We start from the raw sequence: 18,373 nt of genomic DNA, 5'->3' as shown, positions 1-18,373 counted from the left end.
GACGAGATCAGCAGCGCAATCGCCGCACCAGCATGATCATCGCGAGCAAAGCGAAGCTCTGGATCGCCGCCGACACCATCAGCGTCCCGGATGCGCCCAGCCGCTCGACCAGAAAGGCGAAGAGCAGCGGCGCCGCGGCGAAGGTGAGGTTCTGCGGCACGGTCAGGCGGCCGAGCATCGCGCCGAAACCGTTGCGGCCGAACAGCGCCAGCGGCAGGGTCGCCCGCGCGACCGCGATCACGCCCATCGCGGCGCTGAACAGTATGACGAAGCTGATCGCGAAAGCGCTGGAACCCGGCGCCAGGGCCATCAGCAGGCAGGAGATCGGCCCGAGCGCAAGCCCCGCCAGCGCCACGCGCTCGACCGGCAGGCGCTCGCCCGCCACGGTGTCGACCGCCCGCGCCACCAGGGTCGCCGGACCGCTCAGTGACGCGATGGCGACCGCGCTTGCCCCGGCGATGCCCGCACCCTGCATCAGGCCGATGATGTGCAGCGGCAGTCCCCAGGAGACGAGCCCACTCGCCGAGAAGCTCAACGCCAGCAGCCAGAAGACCGCCCGGCGCTCGCCCGGGGGCACCCTGCCCTGCTCCTCGGTAGGCCCAGCAGACGGCTCGGGATCAGCCAACGGCTTGGCGCGATAGGCGGGGATCGCCAGATGGATCGGCAGCACGATCACAAGCTGGATCGCCGCGAAGACGAAGAGACAGGCGCGCCAGCCATAATCGGCGCTGAGCCAGGCGGTCAGCGGCCAGAACACGCTGGAGGCGAGCCCGGTTACCAGCATCATCAAGCCGATCACCCGGCGGGTGCGCTCGCCCATCAATTGCGCCACCGTGACATTGCCGGTGTTGGCGAGCTGCATCGCGTGGCCGATGCCGATGATGAACCAAGTGGCGAGATAGCTGATGGGACCCTGGGCCAGCGCCAGCAAGGCGAGGCCGAGTCCTGAGATCACCGCGCCCAGCGCCATCGCATGCCGTGTGCCGCGGCGGTCGAGATGGCGCCCGAGCATCGGTGAGATCAGCGCCCCGATCGCCAGGAGGATGGTGATGCCGCCAAAGGCCACCGTCGGGGTGAGGCCGATCTCGCGTTCGAGATGGCCGGCCAGAACCGAGGGCGAATAATAGATCGAGCCCCAGCCGATGATCCGCGTCAGGGCGAGTCCGGCGAGCAGCAGACCATATTCGGGAAGACGGCGCGAGGCGGGCAAGGACGTGTCCGGCGCACCGATCCGTGCGCCCCTTGTTCTGATTCGCCTGAGAATAACGGGTGCTGCGCCCAGCCGGCAGAGCCTGCGACGCACCCTGCGCATGCATCGAAAGCGAGCGATCCTGGTAAGGAACGATCAACCTCCTTGCGCCATTGTGCTTTTCGTCTCGCGAAGTGTTGCGGCGGCGGGCCGAGGGGTCGGCTCATCGCCAGAGACGGGTCCGATCGGGTTGGTCCAACCTGATCGGTGAATCCGTCTCTGAGTGGATATTGGAGACCGTTTCTACCGGTCGGCTTGCAACGCAAGCAGACCGGAACGGGCTCCGTGCGTAATCAGGAGTTCGGCACGAGATGAAGTCGCGAGAGACCCTTTTGCGTCTCAAACGCTTCCAGGTGGACGAAAAGCGCCGCCGGGTAAGCCAGATTGAGATGATGATCGCGGAATTCAACCGGATGGCTGGAGATCTCGATCGCGAGATCCAGAACGAAGAGACGCGCGCCGGCATTTCCGACCCGGCCCATTTCGCCTATCCGACCTATGCCAAGGCGGCGCTCGGTCGTCGTGACAATCTGCGGCAGTCCGCCGACAACCTGCAGGGCCAGCTCGACGAGGCCAAGGCCGAGCTGCAGGAAGCCTTCGAGGACATGAAGAAGGTCGAGATCCTCGACGACCGCGAGCGCGCCACCGAACGCGCCGCCGAAGCCGCCCGCGACCTGGCGATGATGGACTCGATCGGCCTGCGCTCGCGCGCCTGAGCTATTCGATCACCGGACAATGCGGGACGGCGCTGCGCGGCATCGCCCCGCGCAGGCGCGGGTCGTCGACCACTTCCACCCCGCGCTTGAACGCCGTGAATCCCGAACGCTGGTAGAACTCGACCGCAGCCTGATGGTCGAGCGTGCAGGTGTGCACCCAGAAGCGGCCGATCGGACGCGACCAAACACGCTCCAGCGCCCGGTTCATCAGCCAGCGCCCGGCGCCCTTGCCGACGACGCTCTCGTCGAGGCCGAAGAAGGCGAGCTCACCCTCGCCTTCCACCCGGAAATCGAGTTCGAGCAGGCCGACATCGCGCCCGCCGAAGCGAACCGCGAAGAACTCGACCAGCGGATCTGCGAGGATCGCCTGCAGCTCCTCCACCGGCTTCACCAGCCGGCTGAACCACATCCAGCGCTCGCCGAGCAGGCGATAGACGGTGAGATAGCGCTGGACGTCCTCACGCCCGATCGCCTCCAGCGAGAAGCCCTCGACGCCAGGCGGGTCGGCCCGCCGCGCCGGCGCCTTGAACATTTCGAGCGAGGTCACGATCGCGGCGATCTTGCCGGCGGGCAGGTCGGTGGTGCCGTTCAGGCTGATGGGAAAAGTCTCGGACATGGCTTTCAGGGTCGGCAGATGGCATCAGCGGCCCCATAGCACGGCCGTGTCGCCTACCTGCTACTGCCTGGCGCCGATTCCGTCGAGAAGGGTTGCGACGGCAAGCGCGGCGATCTGCTCGCTGCTGGCGCCGCTGGCACGGCTCCACTCGGGCACGCGGTTCAGCCCGCCGAGGAAATACGGCACCAGCAGGCTCAGATCGTGCCCATCGGCCGTCTCCCCGCTGGCGACCCCATCGGCGAACAGGCCATGCCAGAGCTGGGCGTATTTCTCGCGCATCTTGCGGCTGCGCCGCTTGATGGTCGGCGGCAGGTGCTCGTAGACGTGCATGTACTTCTGGTCCTTGCCGACCAGGCTCGAAATATGCACCTGCACCGCCGCCAACAGGCGTTCCGCGAAAGGCGCTTCCTGCGGCAGGCTGCGGATCGTCTCCGCCACCCGGGTGTAGAGCGTCTCGATACCCTGGTTCAGGATCTCCTCGACGATCTCGTCCTTCGATTTGAAATGATAGTAGAGGCTACCCGCCTTCATATCGACCAGGGCCGCCACGGCTCGCATCGTGCAGGCATCGTAGCCCTGGCGTACGATGATCTCGGCCGCAGCATCGAGAATCGCGGCCCGCATCGTCTTCGGCTTTACTGTCTCGACCGCATCGGCCCCGCGCGGCCGTTTTCCGTTACGCGCTCTCATCCTGGATCCGCCCGTCCCCGGCATCCGCGACGACCCGCCCCTTCGAATCGATCATGCACCCATCCGGAAGCGCATGATCGCCGTCACTACTTTCCCTTGCGGGGAGGATCAAGGCGACAACCCTGCCGTTCAACCTGAAAAGCCATAGTCATCGGACAATTTTTAAACCAAACGATAGTTCGGCATGACTTGAAACGGCATGCCAATTAAGTCTTGGGACAGTTGAAATCGCCCAAAAGCTGCTCGCCAGGCAAGATGTCGATACGCAGATCAGACTTCTTGCGCAGGCGGCGCTGTGCTGATCGAACAACCGCCGGCGCCGAATTCTCAGCGCTCGCCGGGCGTCTCTTTCCGCTGATGCTTGCTGGCGGCGAGCCCTTCGGGATCAGCAGGCTCGTAAGGAGCATGCGGCCCCGTCGGATGAGCCGAGCGCGGATTCGGCCCCGCCCGTCGCTGTTCATGCGCGCCGGACTGCCCCGGCCGTCGTGCGGTCACGAAGGTGGCGGGCGTATCGGTCAGGCGGTCGCTGCGCTTGTTCGGCATGGGACGATCCTCTCGTTCAAGGAGAACGGCCCCATGCCATATGAGTTCCAGTGCAGGTGGCTAGAGCGCCGTCGCTGTGTCGACATGCAGCGCAAAGCCGCGGGCCTCGCCTTCGCCCAGCTCGGGCCGCAGCGTCATCGCCGGGATCAGGTAGTCACCGAAATTCTGGCGGCGGTAGCGGATCGGCGCCGTCGTCTCGAGGGTCCGCATGCGCTCGCGGACATTCTCTGCCGCCCGCTCGAAGTCCGCCTCCTTGAAACGGTCGACCTGGTAGACGACGTGCGGAGGCAGCACCTCGTAGCCGGGGTAATAGAGGATGCCGTGATTGATCGGGAACAGCAGGTCGTCGATCGGCCCGTTGATGCCGCGCGGCGAGTAATGTTCTTCCCAGCCGCCGACGGTGACGAGCAGCATCGCCCGCCTGCCAGCGAGCGTGCCCTCGCCGAAGCGATCGCCCCAGCGCTTGTCGCTGTGCTCGCCGACGCCATAGGCGAAACCATAGGCGAAGACCCGGTCGACCCAGCCCTTCAGGATCGCCGGCATCGCGTACCACCACAGCGGGAACTGCAGGATCAGCGCATCGGCCCAGAGCAACTTCTCGATCTCGGCCTTGACGTCGCCAGTAAGCGTGTCTGTCTCGAAGCTTTTCTTCGACGCCGCCCCGACACGCAGCTCCGCCCCTTCCGGCCAATGCGGAAAATCGGCGCGATCGACTGCCGATTTCCAGCCCTCGGCATAGAGATCGCTGACCTGGACCTCGTGGCCCTGGGCTTCCAGTTCGGCGATCGCGACATCGCGCAGCGCGCCGTTGAGCGAGCGGCGTTCGGGATGGGCGAAAACAAGCAGGACCTTCATGGCAGTAGCCTCCGATGGGATGAGGCTTTCCAGCTAGATGCCGCGCTGGCTCTGCACTATACTGGCGCAATGAATATGATTATGCCGTTTCGTGGATAAATCGGATATCACGCTCGAGCGGATGCGCAGCTTCGTGCGCGTCGCCGAGCGCGGTAGCCTGTCGGCGGTGGCGCGCGAGCTCGGCCTCGGCCAATCCACGGTGACGCGGCATCTCAGCGAGCTGGAGCAGGCGCTCGGCATCGCCCTGCTCAGCCGCACTACCCGCCGCGTGGCACTGACCGAGGAAGGCGCCAGCTACTATCGGAACTGCCTCGCCATCCTGCGGCAGGTCGAACAGGCGAGCGACGAGGCCCGTAGCAGCCGCGATGCCCCAGCCGGCACCGTCCGCATCTCCTGCACCGCCTCGTTCGGCGTCCTGCACGTCACGCGGCTGATCTTCGCCTTCCAGGACCGCCACCCGCAGATCGAAGTCGATCTCAGTCTCAGCGACGAGCGCATCGATCTCGTTCGCGAGGGCGTCGACATCGCCATTCGCCTCGCCCCGCTCGCCGACAGCAACATGAAGCTGAGGTCGCTCGGGCGATCGCACCGGTTGTTCGTCGCTGCACCGCATTATCTGGCCCGCCACGGCACTCCGACCTCGCCGGACGACCTTGCCGGGCATCAGGGCATCCGCATGACGAATGTCGCCGGCAGCGCCATGCTCGCCTTCACGGGCAAGGCCGGCGAGAGCTACACCGTCCCCTTCGACGGGCGATTGCGGGTCGATCATGGCCTGGCCGTGCGCGAAGCGCTCCTTGCCGGCCGTGGCATCGCCCCCACCCACCGCTGGCTGGTCGACGACCTGCTCGCCTCCGGCCAGCTGGAGCCGATCATGACCGGCTACGCGCTGCCGAGCGTGCCGCTCAGCATGCTGATCGTGCCGGAGCGGGCGACTGTCGCCCGTGTCCGCCTGCTGATCGACTTCCTGGCGGCCAAGATCGCCACGCTCCCCGGCATGGCGGCGAACTGAAGTTTCGGTTCAGCGCAGCAGCGACTGGCCGGTCATCTCAGCCGGCTGCGCCAGCCCGAGCAGCGCGAGCAAGGTCGGCGCGACATCGGCGAGGCGCCCCTCGGCCAATCCCTTCGCCTTGCTCCCGATCACCATGATTGGCACCGGGAAGGTCGTGTGTGCGGTGTGTGGATTGCCGGTGACCGGATCGACCATCAATTCGGCATTGCCGTGATCGGCGGTGACCAGGAGCGCCCCGCCCTTGGCGAGGATCGCGTCGGCGATCTGGCCGAGGCTCGCATCAATCGTCTCGACCGCCTTGATCGCCGCCGAGAGCACGCCGGTATGGCCCACCATGTCGGGATTGGCGAAGTTGAGCACGAACAGGTCGTACTGCTCGCTCTCGATCGCAGCGACGACCTTCCCGGTCAGCTCCGGCGCCGACATCTCCGGCTGCAGATCATAGGTCGCGACCTTCGGCGAGGGCGTCATGCTGCGCTCCTCGCCCTCGAACGGTTCCTCGCGCCCGCCATTGAAGAAATAGGTGACGTGCGGGTACTTCTCGGTCTCGGCGAAACGGATCTGCTTGAGGCCCGCCTTCGACACCGTCTCGCCGAGGCCATTGGCGAGGCTTTGCGGCGCGAACAGCGCCGGCATGATCGGATCGAGCTCGGAGCTGTAGGAGGTCATTCCGACCGCGCCGACGAGCTTGGGCATGCGCGGGCGCGGGAAGCCGCTGAATTCGGCGAAGAGCAGCGGCGCCAGGATCTCGCGGATGCGGTCGGCCCGGAAATTGAAGCTGAGCAGACCGTCGCCATCAGCCATGCCGCTATAGCCGCCGATCACCGCCGGCTTGATGAACTCGTCGCTGATAGTGGCGGCGTAGGCGGCCTCGATCGCAGAGGCCGCGGTCGGCATGCGCTCGCCCTCGCCGAGCGCCAGCGCCTTCCAGGCGAGCTCGACGCGCTCCCAGCGATTGTCGCGATCCATCGCGTAATAGCGGCCGGACAACGTCGCGACCTTGACCTCAGGCGGCAGCGCAGCTTCCAGCGCCGCGACATAGTCGGCAGCCGAGCGCGGCGGCGTATCGCGCCCGTCGGTGAAGACATGGATGACGGCCGGTACGCCGGCCGCGACGACGAGCTTCGCCAGCGCCACGGCATGGTCCTGATGGGCATGGACGCCGCCCGGCGAGACCAGGCCGAGGATGTGGCAGGTGCCGCCGCTGGCCTTCAGCCGCCCGATCAGCCCGCTCTCGTCGAGCGCCTGTTTCAGCGTGCCGTCCGCGGCCGCCTGGTTGATCCGCGGCAGGTCCTGCATCACGACGCGGCCGGCGCCTAAGTTCAGGTGGCCGACCTCGGAATTGCCCATCTGGCCCTCGGGCAGGCCGACATCGAGCCCCGAGGTGCGCAGGAATGAGTGCGGCGAGGAGGCCCAGAACCGGTCGAAATTCGGTGTCTTCGCCAGCAGGACAGCGTTGTTGTCCTTGTCGTTCCGCCAGCCCCAGCCATCGAGGATCATCAGCATGACGGGGCGGCTGGACATGCGCGTGTATCCTGTGCGTCTGCGAACAAGTGCTTGTGCGGATATCACGCTCCGCGCGGCCAAGGCGAGCGCTAAGAATAGCGCAGCGGTTCCTCAGAGCCCTCATCCTGAGGAGCCGCAAAGCGGCGTCTCGAAGGATGTTTCAGCAGGCTCATGAGGCAACTGGAACATCCTTCGAGACGTGCCTTCGGCACTCCTCAGGATGAGGGCTGAGTTTGAGAAGGGAAGATTGCCATGCTGATCAAGGCCGTCGTCTTCGATGCCTATGGAACCCTGTTCGACGTACAGTCGGTCGCCGGTGTCACCGAGGACGCCTTCCCCGGCCATGGCGAGACGATCACCCAGATCTGGCGCCTGAAGCAGCTCGAATACACCTGGCTGCGCGCTCTGATGGGGCGCTACGAGGACTTCTGGAGCGTGACACAGGCCTCGCTCGACTTCACGCTGAAGACGCTCGGCCTCGTAGCGACGCCCGACCTCCTCGCCCGCATCGCCGCGGCCTATGACGCGCTCGCGCTCTATCCCGAAGCGCTGGCGGCGCTGCAGGGGCTCGCCCCGGCGCGCCTCGCCATCTTCTCGAATGGCAGTCCGGCCATGCTGACCAACCTCACCCGCCAGGCCGGCATCGACACGTTGCTGGAGACCGTGATCAGCGTCGACGAGATCAGGACCTACAAGCCCGATCCGCGCAGCTATCGCCTGGTCGAGGACCGGCTCGGACTGAGCCGCGACGAGATCCTGTTCGTCTCCTCCAACGGCTTCGACATCGCCGGTGCCAAGGCCTACGGCATGACGGTGGCGCGCATCGAGCGTGTAACCTTGCAGGCCCTGCGCGACGAACTCTCAGGCGCAGCGGTGATCGGGCCGAAGAGCCTGTTCAAGGCGCTGCGCATGCAGGAGGAGCAGCTCGGCGCCGGCGCCGATCTCACCATCTCGGCCCTAACCGAGCTTGTCCCTTACGTCGCCACACGCCGCTGAGCCTTCCACCCAGGAGACCCATGATGATCCGCTTCTACTACCATCCCTCGCCCAATCCGGCGAAGATCGCGCTCTTCCTGGAAGAGGCCGGCCTGCCCTATGAGATGGTGCCGGTCGACACCCGCAAGGGCGACCAGTTCAAGCCCGACTTCCTCGCGATCAACCCGAACGGCAAGACCCCGGCCCTGACCGACGGCGACGTCAAAATCTTCGACAGCAACGCCATCCTGCTCTACCTGGCCGAAAAGACCGGCCAGTTCCTGCCGCCGGACACAGCAGAAATGCGCGGCCAGATGCTGTCCTGGCTGATGTTCGTCGCCACCGGCATCGGCCCCTATACCGGCCAGTCCGTGCACTTCTCGCGCTTTGCGCCGGAGAAGGTGCCCTATGCGATCAACCGCTATGCCCGCGAGGCCGAACGGCACTGGGGTATCCTAGACGACCAGCTCGGCAAGCACCGCTACATGCTCGGCGACGACTATACCCTGATCGACATGGCGGTCTGGGGCTGGGCGACACGGGCGCAATTCGCCCTCGGCGACGAGGCTTTCGCCAAGCTTGCGAACGTCCGCCGTCATCTCGACGAAATCTCGGCCCGGCCAGCGGCGCAGCGGGCCGTCGCGCTCAAGGACAAGTTCGCCTGGAAGACCGAGGTGGACGACGAGGCGCGGAAGATCCTGTTCCCGCAGAATGCGTTTCTGAAGAGCTAGAAAGCGCTGGCGTCATTCTCGGGCGAAGCGAAGCGCAGACCCGAGAATCTCCTGACGAGAAGGCGCGATTTTGGTGCCTCCTCCGGCCTGAGATGCTCGGGTCAAGCCCGAGCATGACGCTGCGTGCTCACACCACCGCGGTGAGCCCGCCATCGACCATCAGCAGATGGCCGCTGACATAGTCGGAGGCTTCCGAGGACAGGAAGATCGCCGCCCCCGCCAGCTCCTTGGTCTCGCCCCAGCGGCCGACCGGGGCGCGGCTCTTGACCCAGTTCGAGAAAGTCTCGTCGGCGAGCAGGGCCTGGTTCAGCTCGGTGACGAAATAGCCGGGGCCGATCGCATTGACCTGGATGTTGTGCTTGCCGAGCTCGGCGGCGAGCCCCTGCGTCATCAGGGCGACCGCGCCCTTCGAGGCCGTGTAGGGCACGATGCTCGGCCGGCCGAGCTTGCTCATCACCGAGCCGATATTGACGATCTTGCCGCGGTTGCGCGGCGCCATGCGCTTGGCCACCGCCTGGGTGACGTAGAACACCGAATGCAGGTTCGTCGCCATCAGGAAATGCCAGTCCTCGGCCGGGAACTCGACGAAGGCACCGCGCCGCTGTGTGCCGGCATTGTTGACCAGGATGTCGATCGGCCCGACCTCGCCCTCGATCTTCGCCACACCCGCCTCGACCGCCTTCTGGTCGGTGACGTCGAACGCCGCGACGGAGGCCTTGTGGCCGGCGGCGGCGATGGCGCTGCGGGCCTTCTCGAGTTTCCCGGCATCGCGCCCGTTCAGCACGACATGGGCGCCGGCAGCGGCGAGGCCCTCGGCGATGGCGAGGCCGATGCCCTGGCCGGAGCCGGTAACCAGCGCGATGCGCCCGTCGAGCTTGAACAGATTGAGCGACATCCTATCCTCCCGGCCTCGGCCTGACTTGTTGCTTGTGAGTGCTTCAACGGTTGGGTAAGCGCTTTAAAACGATTAGACAATGCCGCAGCCGCATGGCTGCCGCCTTATCAGGAGTTCTGCCATGCGCGCCGTCGTGATCCATGCCGAGAAGGATTTGCGGGTCGAGGATGCGGTCGTGCCGGAGCTCGGCCCGCTCGGCGTCAAGGTGGCGATCAAGGCTGGCGGCATCTGCGGTTCCGACCTGCACTATTACCTCCATGGCGGCTTCGGCACGATCCGGGTGCGCGAGCCGCTGATCCTCGGTCACGAGATTGCCGGCATCGTCGAAGCGGTCGGCAGCGAGGTCAGCCGGGTCAAGCCGGGCGACCTCGTCGCGGTCAATCCGAGCCGGGCCTGCGGCCGCTGCCGCTATTGCCAGACCGGCCAGCAGCAGCACTGCCTCGACATGCTGTTCTACGGCAGCGCCATGCGCTTCCCCCATGTCCAGGGCGGCTTCCGCGAGATCCTGGTGATCGAGGAACGCCAGGCGGTGAAGCTGCCGGCCCATGTCGGTGCAGCGCAGGCGGCCTTCGCCGAGCCGCTGGCTGTCTGCCTGCATGCGGTCAAGCGCGCCGGCGCGCTGCTCGGCAAGCGTGTCCTCGTCACCGGCTCCGGGCCGATCGGTGTGCTGACCATCGTCGCGGCCCGCGCTGCCGGCGCGTCCGAAATCGTCGTCACCGACGTGGTCGACGGCCCGCTCCCGACTGCCCTCAAGATGGGCGCGACGACCGCGATCAATGTCATGGCGGAGCCGGAGCGGCTGAAGTCCGATTACGGCGCGGAAAAGGGCGCTTTCGACGTGATGTTCGAATGCTCGGGCAACCAGCACGCGCTCACCGGCGCCTTCGACGCGCTGCGGCCCGGCGCGGTCATCGTCCAGATCGGCGTCGGCGGCAGTTTTACCATTCCGATGAACGTCGTCGTCGCCAAGGAGTTCGACCTGCGCGGCTCCTTCCGCTTCCATGAGGAGTTCGACTGGGCGGTCGAGCTGATCGCGTCCGGCCGGATCGACCTCTCGCCACTGCTCACCGCCTCGATCCCGATCGAGCGTGCGGTCGAAGCCTTCGACCTCGCCGCCGATAAGTCGAAGGCGATGAAGGTGCAGCTGGCCTTCTGAGGAACCGCGTCATGCTCGGGCTTGACCCGAGCATCGCAGGCCGGAGGAGGCTCCGGTCAGAACCTTCTCGTCATGAGATTCTCGGGTCTGCGCTTCGCTCCGCCCGAGAATGACGCCTACCCAACCTGCCGCAACATCGTGCCCGGCTCGTCGATCGCGACGCCGTCGCGGCCACTGTGCTTGACCCGGTACAGCCCCGCATCGGCACGAGCCGCGGCGTCGGTCAGATTGTCATCCGGCAACGCCATGGCCGCGCCGAGGCTCGCCGTCATCGGCACGGCCCGGCCATCGCTGAGCACGACCGGCGCCTCGCGCAGCAGCGCCGCGATCTTGTTCGCGACCGTCGCCAGCGATTGCGCCGAGCAATCGCTGATCAGCAGGATGAACTCGTCGCCGCCCCAGCGCGCGCAGGCATCGTAGCTGCGCAGGGCCGGGAGCATCCGGCGCACGCAGGCGACCAGCACCTCGTCGCCGGCCCGGTGGCCGTAATCGTCGTTGACAAGCTTGAAGCGGTCGAGATCGACGATGATCAAGCCACAGGCCGTGTCGTTGCGCCGCGCCCGGTTCTGCTCGCGCGCAAAGGCCTCCTCGAAGCCGCGACGGTTCAGGACCGACGTCAGCGGGTCGTGCTGCGCCAGCTCTTCGAGCTTCTGCGTACGCTCGCGCACCATTGCCTCGAGCCGCCCCGTATTGTCGCCGACGGCCTGGGCCATCTCGTTGAAGGCGCGCGACAGCCGGGCGATCTCGTCATTGCCGTCCTCTTTCGCCACGGCCGTGAAATCGCCGGAGCGGACCCTGGTGACGCCCTGCTCGACCCATGCCAGCCGGTCGAGGACCTTGCGCTTGAACAGGAAGGTCATCAGCCCGGCCACGGCGATGAGGATCGCCACCATCAACCCGGCGATCGGCGCGAACAGCTTGCGGTCGATGATGGCGTCGACATCCATCACCGTGACGTTGAACCAGCCGAGCCGGTCGAGGAAGCCGACGCCGACCAGCACCTCATGCCCGTCCATCTGCATGAAGCGCGAGAGCACCAGCGCCTCGCCCCTGGCGACGCGCTGCATCATCCCGGCGAGCGCCTTGCGGTCGCCCTCCTGGTCGAGCAGGCGGAAGATCGTCTTCTTCGCCGCGGCGTCCTTGGTCAGGCTGTGGAAATCGACGACGCGCGGGTCGCGATGCGCCTGCACCGCGCCCTGCAGGTCGACGAACATGCTCTGCACGCCGGTCTGCGGGAACTCGACGACCTCCTTGATGAACTGGGTGAGGTCGACGCCGGTGCCGATCAGCCCGAGCACCTTGCCGTCCTTCTGGATGATGCAGTTGATCCAGACCTTGGTGACGGAGAGCACCTCGTCGCGATTGACGTTGAGATGGCAGCCTTTGCCGAGCGCCCGCGTCTTGAAATACCAGGCATCCTGCGGAGCACTCGGCGAGACGGTATAGCGCAGCCGGTTGTGCTCGTAGGTGTTGTCCTTGTCGTTGAAATAGTAGTGGCCGCTCTTGTCGACGACCGCGAAATAGCTGCGGTCGGTGAAGGAGAGCCGGTAGTGCTCGAGCTCGGCAAGGCCGCGCTTGGCCTTCTCCGGATCGGTCTCGTCCTGCGCCCAGTCGACGATGACAGGCGCGCGCGCCACCGTCTCGGCCAGCGAGACCTCGCGCATCAGCGCTTCCAGCCCGCGATAGCGATCGAACAGGATCTGCTTCTCGGCGAAGAGCGTGCCGAGCTTCACCACCGTGCCGTTGACCATCCAGAGGAAGATGCCGGACGCAGGCACGGCGATCGCGACGAGTGTCGCCAGGACGAGCACGAGCACACGCGCCTTCAGGCCCGAATTGGTCCAGGCTTTCAGCAAACCCATCTCGTCGGCATCTCCCGCGCCTTCCGACATCTTCGGAATCGCTCGGGAGGCATGGTGGCCGCGATATGGTTTACGTTTCGTTGACGAATACGGCGGGTGGATTGAGCGTCATTCCGGGGCAGGCCGATAGGCCTGAGCCCGGAACCCATGGACACCGCCCTTTCCGTCATGGTCGGGCTTGTCCCGACCATCCACGTATTCATCCGTCGAGTTGGTGTTCAAGACGTGGATGCTCGCCACAAGGGCGAGCATGACGAACTGGATTAGCGTCGTGTTCATGGGTTCCGGGCTCGCCGCTTCGCGGCGCCCCGGAATGACGACAAAACGCTAGAACAGCCCCTCGATCTGGCCGTGCGCGTCGATATAGATGCGCTCCGCCGCCGGCTGGCGCGGCAGGCCGGGCATGGTCATGATGTCCCCGCAGATCGCGACGACGAAGCCCGCGCCGGCCGAGAGCCTGAGCTCGCGCACTGGGACGGTGTGGCCGGAGGGCGCGCCGCGCAAGGTCGGATCGGCCGAGAAGGAATATTGCGTCTTCGCCACGCAGACCGGCAGGTTGCCGTAGCCGGCCGCCTCCAGCTCGGCGAAGCGGGCGGTCACCTTGGCGTCGGCCGAGATGCCGGCCGCGCCATAGACCTCGCGCGCGATCGTCTCGAGTTTCTGGCGCAGCGGCATCGCATCGGGATAGAGCGGCGCGAAATCGGCTTCCCCGCTCTGCGTCAGCGCCGCGACCTTGGTCGCGAGCTCCTCGGTGCCCGCCCCGCCCTCGGCCCAATGCCGGCAGATCACCGCCTCGACGCCGAGATGGTTGCGGCAGAAGTTCTGGATCAGCGCATGCTCTGCGGCTGTATCGCTGGTGAAGTTGTTGATCGCGACGATCGCCGGCACGCCGAACTTCCTGACGTTCTCGACATGACGGGCGAGGTTGGAGAGCCCCGCCTCCAGCGCCTTGAGGTTCTCCGTGCCGAGCATGTCGCGGGCGACGCCGCCATGCATCTTCAGCGCCCGCACCGTCGCGACCACCACCGCGACATCCGGCTTCAGCCCGGCCTTGCGGCACTTGATGTCGAAGAACTTCTCGGCCCCGAGATCGGCGCCGAAGCCGGCCTCGGTTACGACATAGTCGGCGAGCTTCAGGGCGGCGCGCGTCGCGATCACCGAATTGCAGCCATGCGCGATGTTGGCGAAGGGCCCGCCATGGACGAAGGCGGGCGTGCCCTCCAGCGTCTGCACTAGGTTCGGCATCAGCGCATCGCGCAGCAGCACCGTCATCGCGCCCTGGGCGTTGAGCTCGGCCGCCGTGACCGGGCGCTTGCTGCGGGTGCGGCCGATGACGATGCGGCCGAGCCGCTCCTCCAGATCGGCAAGGTCCCTGGCGAGGCAGAAGATCGCCATCACCTCGGAGGCGACGGTGATGTCGAAGCCGTCCTCGCGCGGGAAGCCGTTGGTCGCGCCGCCGAGCGAGGAGACGATCGATCGCAGCGCCCGGTCGTTCATGTCGACCACGCGCCGCCAGGCGATGTGGCGTTCGTCGAGATCGAGCCCGTTGCCCCAGTAGACATGGTTGTCGAGCATCGCCGCCAGCAGGTTGTGGGCGCTGGTGATGGCGTGGAAATCGCCGGTGAAGTGCAGGTTGATCTGCTCCATCGGCACCACCTGGGCATAGCCGCCGCCAGCGGCCCCGCCCTTCTGGCCGAAGCAGGGGCCGAGCGAGGGCTCGCGCAGCGCGATCATGGTGCGTTTGCCGAGGCGCTTCAGCCCGTCGCCGAGCCCGACCGTCGTTGTGGTCTTGCCCTCGCCGGCCGGCGTCGGGCTGATCGCGGTGACCAGGATGAGCTTGCCGTCCGGCCTTCCGGCGAAATCGGGAATCGCCCCGGTATCAACCTTGGCGATGTACTTGCCATAAGGGTGAAGCGCCGCATCGGGGATGCCGGCCGCCTCAGCGATCGTGCCGATGGGCTGAAGCGTCGCCGCGCGGGCGATCTCGATATCGGTCGACATGCCGTCCCCTTAGAACTGTCTAGCGGGACGCCTTCGCCGGTCGATTCCCCTGGGCGCGACTATTGCAGAAGAATCGGAGACTGCGCCAGACGGCGGTGGCCGGCGACAATGAGAAACGGGCTCTCGCAAGAAGCAAGAGCCCGTCCCGGGACTAGCTCGGCATCAGAACGTGCTGAAGCGGTAGTTCAGGCCGGCACGCACGATATGGCCGGTATTCTCGAAGTGCGAAACATAGGAACCGCCGGCCGGCCCGACCGGCTGCAGGTTGACCGGAACCTTGCGCTTGCCGAGATCGTAGTAAAGGTATTCGGCCTTGACCGAGAGATTGTTGGTGAAGGCGTATTCGAGGCCGCCGCCGACCGTCCAGCCGATCTCCACATCGTCGCGGCTGCCGACATAATCGACCTGGCCGGGGACCGCGGCACTGAAGAAGGTCGCGCTGTTCTTGACGTCGCCATAGGCGAGACCGCCGGTGGCGAAGACGAGCAGGCGATCGAAGGCATAGCCGGCGCGCAGGCGCACCGTGCCGAAATACTCCATCTCCTGCCGGAAGCTGGAGAGGGCATTTGTCGTGCCCACGAAGGACTCGCGCTTCTTCAGGTCGGTGTAGGAGAGATCGGCTTCGGCACCAAGGACGATCTGCCCGATCTGGTAATTGTAGCCGATCTGCGCGCCGCCGATGAAGCCGGTATCGCTCACCGAGAGGCTCGGCGGGCGACGCGAGAAGGTTACGTTGGCGATGGTGTTGGCCGCCGTGCCTTCGGTCCGGATGTTGTTGTCGGTGAAGACCGCGCCGGCGTGGATACCGGCATAGAAGCCAGTCCAAGTGAAGACGGGAGCAATCGGAGCCAGCACCGGCCCCTTGCGCGCGGGTAGATCGGCGGCAAGCGCCGCTCCGGACAATCCGGCAAAGGCAAGTGCTGTAAGAAGTCCAGTCCTGATCATCGACACCCTCCGGTCATCGCTGCGTGGCAAATCGCCTTACTCTGCGCGCAACCCCCCGGATGCAGTTGCGCATGAATTCATCTCGCAAATCTTCGCCGCTCATCACGAAACCGAGACAATCTGAAATTTGACGGAGTGCTGTCACCGCAAAGATACATCATGACCGGGACCGTCATGGCCTGGAGAGGATTATGGGCATCGCCGGATCTGATCGCCGCAGCGTTGTCATCAAGGCGCTGTCCGCCGCCGGATTTGCAGCACTCGGCCTGCCGGATCGGAGTCTGGCGCAACCGGCCGAGCTGCCGGCGACGCCGGCCTGCGAGGGCCATGCTGCCGCGACCCCGCGCCAGACCGAAGGCCCGTTCTTCACACCCTCCTCGCCGCAGCGCGCCGATCTGCGCAGCGATGGTAGCGGCACATTGCTGGTGCTGAGCGGCTTTGTGCTGACCCGGCAATGCCGGCCGATCCCCGGCGCCCTGCTCGACTTCTGGCATGCCGATACCGCCGGGCAATACGACAATCGCGGTTTCCGCTTCCGCGGCCATCTCTTCGCCGACCAGCTGGGGCGCTATCAGTTCATCACCCGTGCGCCGGGACTCTATACCGGCCGCACCCGCCATCTCCATGTGAAGGTCCGAGCGGCCACGCAGAGCCCGGTGCTCACCACCCAGCTCTATTTCCCGGACGAGCCCGGCAACCGCCGCGACAGCCTGTTCGATGCCAAGCTCCTGATGAGCCTCCGCCGGGCCGAAGGCGGCCAGCTCGGGCGCTTCGACTTCGTGCTGGCTGGGTGATCTATCAGCGAGTGCTGCCAGAGGCCGCATCGCGCGCGCTGCTGAGAGAAGCGCGCACCGCCGGGTCCTCGCTCAGGCCGATCGCTTGCGTATAGGCTTCGTTGGCCGCGCCAGCCTCTCCGCCCCGGGCCAGGAGATGTGCCTTGAGCGCCCAATAAGGCTGGTAGCCGGCGATCTGCGCCTCCGGCAGCTCGGCCAGAAGAGCCAGGCCAAGCTCCGGACCGAAGGCTTCGGCGCAGGCGGCCGCTCTCCCCGTCAACGCGCCGATGCTCGGCGCGAGCCGCACCAGCCCTTCATAGAGTTGCGCCAGAGCCTGCCAGTCGGTCCTGCCACTGCGGGCTCGCCCGGCATGGACCGATTGGATCGCCGCCTCGAGCTGGAACGGGCCGAGCCGTTTCAGTGCCGCCGCTTTCGCGAGGACCTGCTCGGCTTCACCGATCAGAGCGTCCGACCAGAGATGCGTCGCCTGGTCGGCCAGAGCGACGAAAGCGCCAGCCGGGTCGCGCCTAGCCGCGCGCCGGGCCTCGCAATGCAGCATAAGCGCGAGCAGACCGTGCGCCTCGGGCTCATGCGGCAGTAGGCCAGCGAGCAGCCGCGCCAGGAAGATCGCCTCCTCGGCGAGGCCGTGCCGCTTGGGATCGGTGCCGACGACATCCTCCCAGCCGCTGCCATAGGCGGCATAGATCGCCTGCAGGACGCAATGCAGGCGCTCGGTCAGTTCCGCCTCCCCCGGAATGACGAAGGTGAGACCGGCATCGCGGATTTTCGCCTTCGCCCGCACGAGCCGCTGCCCAAGCGCCTCCGGCGACGTCAGGAAGGCGGCGGCGATGCGGCTCGCATTGAAGCCGAGCACGGTCTGAAGCATCAAGGCCGGCCGCACCGATGCGTCGATCGCCGGATGAGCGCAGACGAAGAGCAGCTTCAGCCGCTCATCCGGGAAAAGGTCGGCAGGATTAGCTTCCGCATCCTCGGCCAACAGCGCCAAAGTCGGCGCCGCCTCCGCGCGCACCCGGCCCCTGCGCGCGCCGTCGATCAAGCTGTTGCGGGCGCTGGTCAGGAGCCAGGCGTCGGGACGCGCCGGCACGCCGGTCTGCGGCCAGCGCTCCAAGGCCGCACGGAACGCATCGGCCAACGCGTCCTCGGCGGCCGCGATGTCGCGCCATTGCCGGGCGAGCGTCGCCAGGAGCCGGCCATAGCTGCTGCGGGCGGCGAATTCGGCCGCCGCCCGCGCCGCACAAGCCTGCACTTCGCCCGTCATCGCCGCTGCGTCACGGCGCGGATGGCGGCGGCAGCACCGGCCGGACCTCGACCGAGCCATAGGCCGCAGCCGGGCTGCGGGCGGCCCAGCTTAGCGCGGCGTCGAGATCGGCCACCTCGACGATGAAATAGCCCCCGAGCTGTTCCTTGGTGTCCGGATAGGGCCCATCCTGGATTTGGCGCTGGCCGTCGCGGACCTTGACGATGGTCGTCGTCCGCGGCGGCTGCAGGCCGGCGCCATTGACGACCACACCGGCCTGATTGAGCGCGCCGATATAGGCCATCCAGGCCCCCCAATACGCCGGTGCCTCGGCGGGATCGTCTCGCAGATCGAATTCTCGCGCCCCTTCGCGGAAGATTAGCATGTACTGCATAGCGCACTCCTTACGGCTTCCTGGCCGCTGCGGATGAGGGATCTATTCCCCCTCCGCCGCATCGACGGGCGAGGATGGGCGATTTCGACAACATCCTCAAAAAACGTATGGCTCGCCCCGCCTGCAAGGGATTTCTTTCCGGCTCTTCAGTCTGCGCCAACGTATCCGGTCTCGAGGTCGTGCCTCGGCCAAGATG

Annotated in this window: 19 protein-coding genes; 6 read left to right on the top strand and 13 right to left on the bottom strand. The window is 66.4% G+C overall.

Annotation, left to right across the window (positions count from 1 at the left end; translation table 11 throughout):
* Positions 1–7 precede the first annotated feature (7 nt).
* Entirely contained in the window at positions 8–1,210 is a 1,203-nt protein-coding gene (locus ACFPOB_RS04045) for an MFS transporter (RefSeq protein WP_377796098.1), read from the bottom strand.
* A 350-nt stretch (positions 1,211–1,560) separates the two neighbouring features.
* Here ACFPOB_RS04045 and fliJ point away from each other — a divergent pair, with 350 nt between their 5' ends.
* Complete coding sequence (fliJ, locus tag ACFPOB_RS04040; protein ID WP_377796097.1) at positions 1,561–1,965, top strand: flagellar export protein FliJ; 405 nt, start codon at positions 1,561–1,563, stop codon at positions 1,963–1,965.
* Between the two features lies 1 nt (position 1,966).
* On the opposite strand, the gene ACFPOB_RS04035 is transcribed toward fliJ, so the two are convergent.
* The 4 genes from ACFPOB_RS04035 to ACFPOB_RS04020 form a co-directional block, all read right to left on the bottom strand.
* The gene (locus tag ACFPOB_RS04035) at positions 1,967–2,581 is read right to left on the bottom strand and encodes a GNAT family N-acetyltransferase (protein WP_377796096.1); all 615 of its coding nucleotides are present in this window, start codon (positions 2,579–2,581) and stop codon (positions 1,967–1,969) included.
* Positions 2,582–2,641: 60 nt separating this feature from the next.
* Positions 2,642–3,271: a TetR/AcrR family transcriptional regulator gene (locus tag ACFPOB_RS04030; RefSeq protein WP_377796094.1), complete on the bottom strand. Its 630-nt coding sequence runs from the start codon at positions 3,269–3,271 to the stop codon at positions 2,642–2,644.
* Positions 3,272–3,598: 327 nt separating this feature from the next.
* Positions 3,599–3,814 (bottom strand): hypothetical protein, encoded by a 216-nt coding sequence (locus tag ACFPOB_RS04025; RefSeq protein ID WP_377796093.1) that lies wholly within the window; start codon positions 3,812–3,814, stop codon positions 3,599–3,601.
* 60 nt (positions 3,815–3,874) lie between these two features.
* On the bottom strand, positions 3,875–4,669 hold the full coding sequence (locus tag ACFPOB_RS04020) for an NAD(P)H-dependent oxidoreductase (protein WP_377796091.1): 795 nt from the start codon (positions 4,667–4,669) through the stop codon (positions 3,875–3,877).
* Positions 4,670–4,760: 91 nt separating this feature from the next.
* Between ACFPOB_RS04020 and ACFPOB_RS04015 the strand changes: the two genes are divergently transcribed.
* Positions 4,761–5,681: a LysR family transcriptional regulator gene (locus ACFPOB_RS04015; protein WP_377796089.1), complete on the top strand. Its 921-nt coding sequence runs from the start codon at positions 4,761–4,763 to the stop codon at positions 5,679–5,681.
* A gap of 9 nt (positions 5,682–5,690) precedes the next feature.
* Here the strand turns inward: ACFPOB_RS04015 and gpmI are convergent, their stop codons facing one another.
* Positions 5,691–7,205, bottom strand: a complete 1,515-nt coding sequence (gene gpmI, locus ACFPOB_RS04010; RefSeq protein WP_377796088.1) for a 2,3-bisphosphoglycerate-independent phosphoglycerate mutase — start codon at positions 7,203–7,205, stop codon at positions 5,691–5,693.
* Positions 7,206–7,439: 234 nt separating this feature from the next.
* Between gpmI and ACFPOB_RS04005 the strand changes: the two genes are divergently transcribed.
* Both ACFPOB_RS04005 and ACFPOB_RS04000 read left to right on the top strand, forming a co-directional pair.
* The gene (locus ACFPOB_RS04005) at positions 7,440–8,183 is read left to right on the top strand and encodes a haloacid dehalogenase type II (protein ID WP_377796086.1); all 744 of its coding nucleotides are present in this window, start codon (positions 7,440–7,442) and stop codon (positions 8,181–8,183) included.
* 23 nt (positions 8,184–8,206) lie between these two features.
* Positions 8,207–8,893, top strand: a complete 687-nt coding sequence (locus ACFPOB_RS04000) for a glutathione S-transferase family protein (RefSeq protein WP_377796084.1) — start codon at positions 8,207–8,209, stop codon at positions 8,891–8,893.
* Positions 8,894–9,020: 127 nt separating this feature from the next.
* Here ACFPOB_RS04000 and ACFPOB_RS03995 read toward each other — a convergent pair whose 3' ends face one another.
* The gene (locus tag ACFPOB_RS03995; protein ID WP_377796083.1) at positions 9,021–9,788 is read right to left on the bottom strand and encodes a glucose 1-dehydrogenase; all 768 of its coding nucleotides are present in this window, start codon (positions 9,786–9,788) and stop codon (positions 9,021–9,023) included.
* A gap of 121 nt (positions 9,789–9,909) precedes the next feature.
* Between ACFPOB_RS03995 and ACFPOB_RS03990 the strand changes: the two genes are divergently transcribed.
* On the top strand, positions 9,910–10,944 hold the full coding sequence (locus ACFPOB_RS03990) for an L-idonate 5-dehydrogenase (RefSeq protein WP_377796081.1): 1,035 nt from the start codon (positions 9,910–9,912) through the stop codon (positions 10,942–10,944).
* Between the two features lie 116 nt (positions 10,945–11,060).
* Here the strand turns inward: ACFPOB_RS03990 and ACFPOB_RS03985 are convergent, their stop codons facing one another.
* The 4 genes from ACFPOB_RS03985 to ACFPOB_RS03970 form a co-directional block, all read right to left on the bottom strand.
* Positions 11,061–12,836, bottom strand: a complete 1,776-nt coding sequence (locus ACFPOB_RS03985; protein ID WP_377796079.1) for a sensor domain-containing diguanylate cyclase — start codon at positions 12,834–12,836, stop codon at positions 11,061–11,063.
* Positions 12,837–12,914: 78 nt separating this feature from the next.
* On the bottom strand, positions 12,915–13,085 hold the full coding sequence (locus tag ACFPOB_RS03980; protein WP_175506720.1) for a hypothetical protein: 171 nt from the start codon (positions 13,083–13,085) through the stop codon (positions 12,915–12,917).
* A 48-nt stretch (positions 13,086–13,133) separates the two neighbouring features.
* Positions 13,134–14,807 carry a formate--tetrahydrofolate ligase gene (locus tag ACFPOB_RS03975; protein ID WP_377796078.1) on the bottom strand — a complete coding sequence of 558 codons (1,674 nt, stop codon included), beginning with the start codon at positions 14,805–14,807 and terminating at the stop codon, positions 13,134–13,136.
* Positions 14,808–14,969: 162 nt separating this feature from the next.
* Entirely contained in the window at positions 14,970–15,752 is a 783-nt protein-coding gene (locus ACFPOB_RS03970) for an outer membrane protein (protein ID WP_377796076.1), read from the bottom strand.
* A gap of 191 nt (positions 15,753–15,943) precedes the next feature.
* Between ACFPOB_RS03970 and ACFPOB_RS03965 the strand changes: the two genes are divergently transcribed.
* On the top strand, positions 15,944–16,546 hold the full coding sequence (locus ACFPOB_RS03965) for a dioxygenase family protein (protein WP_377796074.1): 603 nt from the start codon (positions 15,944–15,946) through the stop codon (positions 16,544–16,546).
* 4 nt (positions 16,547–16,550) lie between these two features.
* Here the strand turns inward: ACFPOB_RS03965 and ACFPOB_RS03960 are convergent, their stop codons facing one another.
* Positions 16,551–17,804, bottom strand: coding sequence for an RNA polymerase sigma factor (locus ACFPOB_RS03960; protein WP_377796073.1), 1,254 nt, complete (start codon positions 17,802–17,804; stop codon positions 16,551–16,553).
* A gap of 10 nt (positions 17,805–17,814) precedes the next feature.
* A complete protein-coding gene (locus tag ACFPOB_RS03955) occupies positions 17,815–18,177 on the bottom strand; it encodes a YciI family protein (RefSeq protein ID WP_377796071.1) in 363 nt (120 codons plus the stop codon).
* Positions 18,178–18,373 lie beyond the last annotated feature (196 nt).

Source organism: Allobosea eneae, from assembly GCF_042657265.1.
Lineage (GTDB): Bacteria > Pseudomonadota > Alphaproteobacteria > Rhizobiales > Beijerinckiaceae > Allobosea > Allobosea eneae.
This window is presented reverse-complemented; position numbering and strand designations above follow the sequence as displayed.

What these genes read in the sequence shown, in the direction of transcription:
- ACFPOB_RS03985 (WP_377796079.1), bottom strand. Translation starts at nt 12,836, where the DNA reads ATGTCGGAAGGCGCGGGAGATGCCGACGAGATGGGTTTGCTGAAAGCC.
- gpmI (WP_377796088.1), bottom strand. Translation starts at nt 7,205, where the DNA reads ATGTCCAGCCGCCCCGTCATGCTGATGATCCTCGATGGCTGGGGCTGG.
- ACFPOB_RS03955 (WP_377796071.1), bottom strand. Translation starts at nt 18,177, where the DNA reads ATGCAGTACATGCTAATCTTCCGCGAAGGGGCGCGAGAATTCGATCTG.
- ACFPOB_RS04005 (WP_377796086.1), top strand. Translation starts at nt 7,440, where the DNA reads ATGCTGATCAAGGCCGTCGTCTTCGATGCCTATGGAACCCTGTTCGAC.
- ACFPOB_RS03995 (WP_377796083.1), bottom strand. Translation starts at nt 9,788, where the DNA reads ATGTCGCTCAATCTGTTCAAGCTCGACGGGCGCATCGCGCTGGTTACC.
- ACFPOB_RS04030 (WP_377796094.1), bottom strand. Translation starts at nt 3,271, where the DNA reads ATGAGAGCGCGTAACGGAAAACGGCCGCGCGGGGCCGATGCGGTCGAG.
- ACFPOB_RS04020 (WP_377796091.1), bottom strand. Translation starts at nt 4,669, where the DNA reads ATGAAGGTCCTGCTTGTTTTCGCCCATCCCGAACGCCGCTCGCTCAAC.
- ACFPOB_RS03970 (WP_377796076.1), bottom strand. Translation starts at nt 15,752, where the DNA reads ATGATCAGGACTGGACTTCTTACAGCACTTGCCTTTGCCGGATTGTCC.
- ACFPOB_RS04025 (WP_377796093.1), bottom strand. Translation starts at nt 3,814, where the DNA reads ATGCCGAACAAGCGCAGCGACCGCCTGACCGATACGCCCGCCACCTTC.
- ACFPOB_RS04000 (WP_377796084.1), top strand. Translation starts at nt 8,207, where the DNA reads ATGATCCGCTTCTACTACCATCCCTCGCCCAATCCGGCGAAGATCGCG.
- ACFPOB_RS03965 (WP_377796074.1), top strand. Translation starts at nt 15,944, where the DNA reads ATGGGCATCGCCGGATCTGATCGCCGCAGCGTTGTCATCAAGGCGCTG.
- ACFPOB_RS04035 (WP_377796096.1), bottom strand. Translation starts at nt 2,581, where the DNA reads ATGTCCGAGACTTTTCCCATCAGCCTGAACGGCACCACCGACCTGCCC.
- ACFPOB_RS03980 (WP_175506720.1), bottom strand. Translation starts at nt 13,085, where the DNA reads ATGAACACGACGCTAATCCAGTTCGTCATGCTCGCCCTTGTGGCGAGC.
- ACFPOB_RS03975 (WP_377796078.1), bottom strand. Translation starts at nt 14,807, where the DNA reads ATGTCGACCGATATCGAGATCGCCCGCGCGGCGACGCTTCAGCCCATC.
- ACFPOB_RS03960 (WP_377796073.1), bottom strand. Translation starts at nt 17,804, where the DNA reads ATGACGGGCGAAGTGCAGGCTTGTGCGGCGCGGGCGGCGGCCGAATTC.
- fliJ (WP_377796097.1), top strand. Translation starts at nt 1,561, where the DNA reads ATGAAGTCGCGAGAGACCCTTTTGCGTCTCAAACGCTTCCAGGTGGAC.
- ACFPOB_RS03990 (WP_377796081.1), top strand. Translation starts at nt 9,910, where the DNA reads ATGCGCGCCGTCGTGATCCATGCCGAGAAGGATTTGCGGGTCGAGGAT.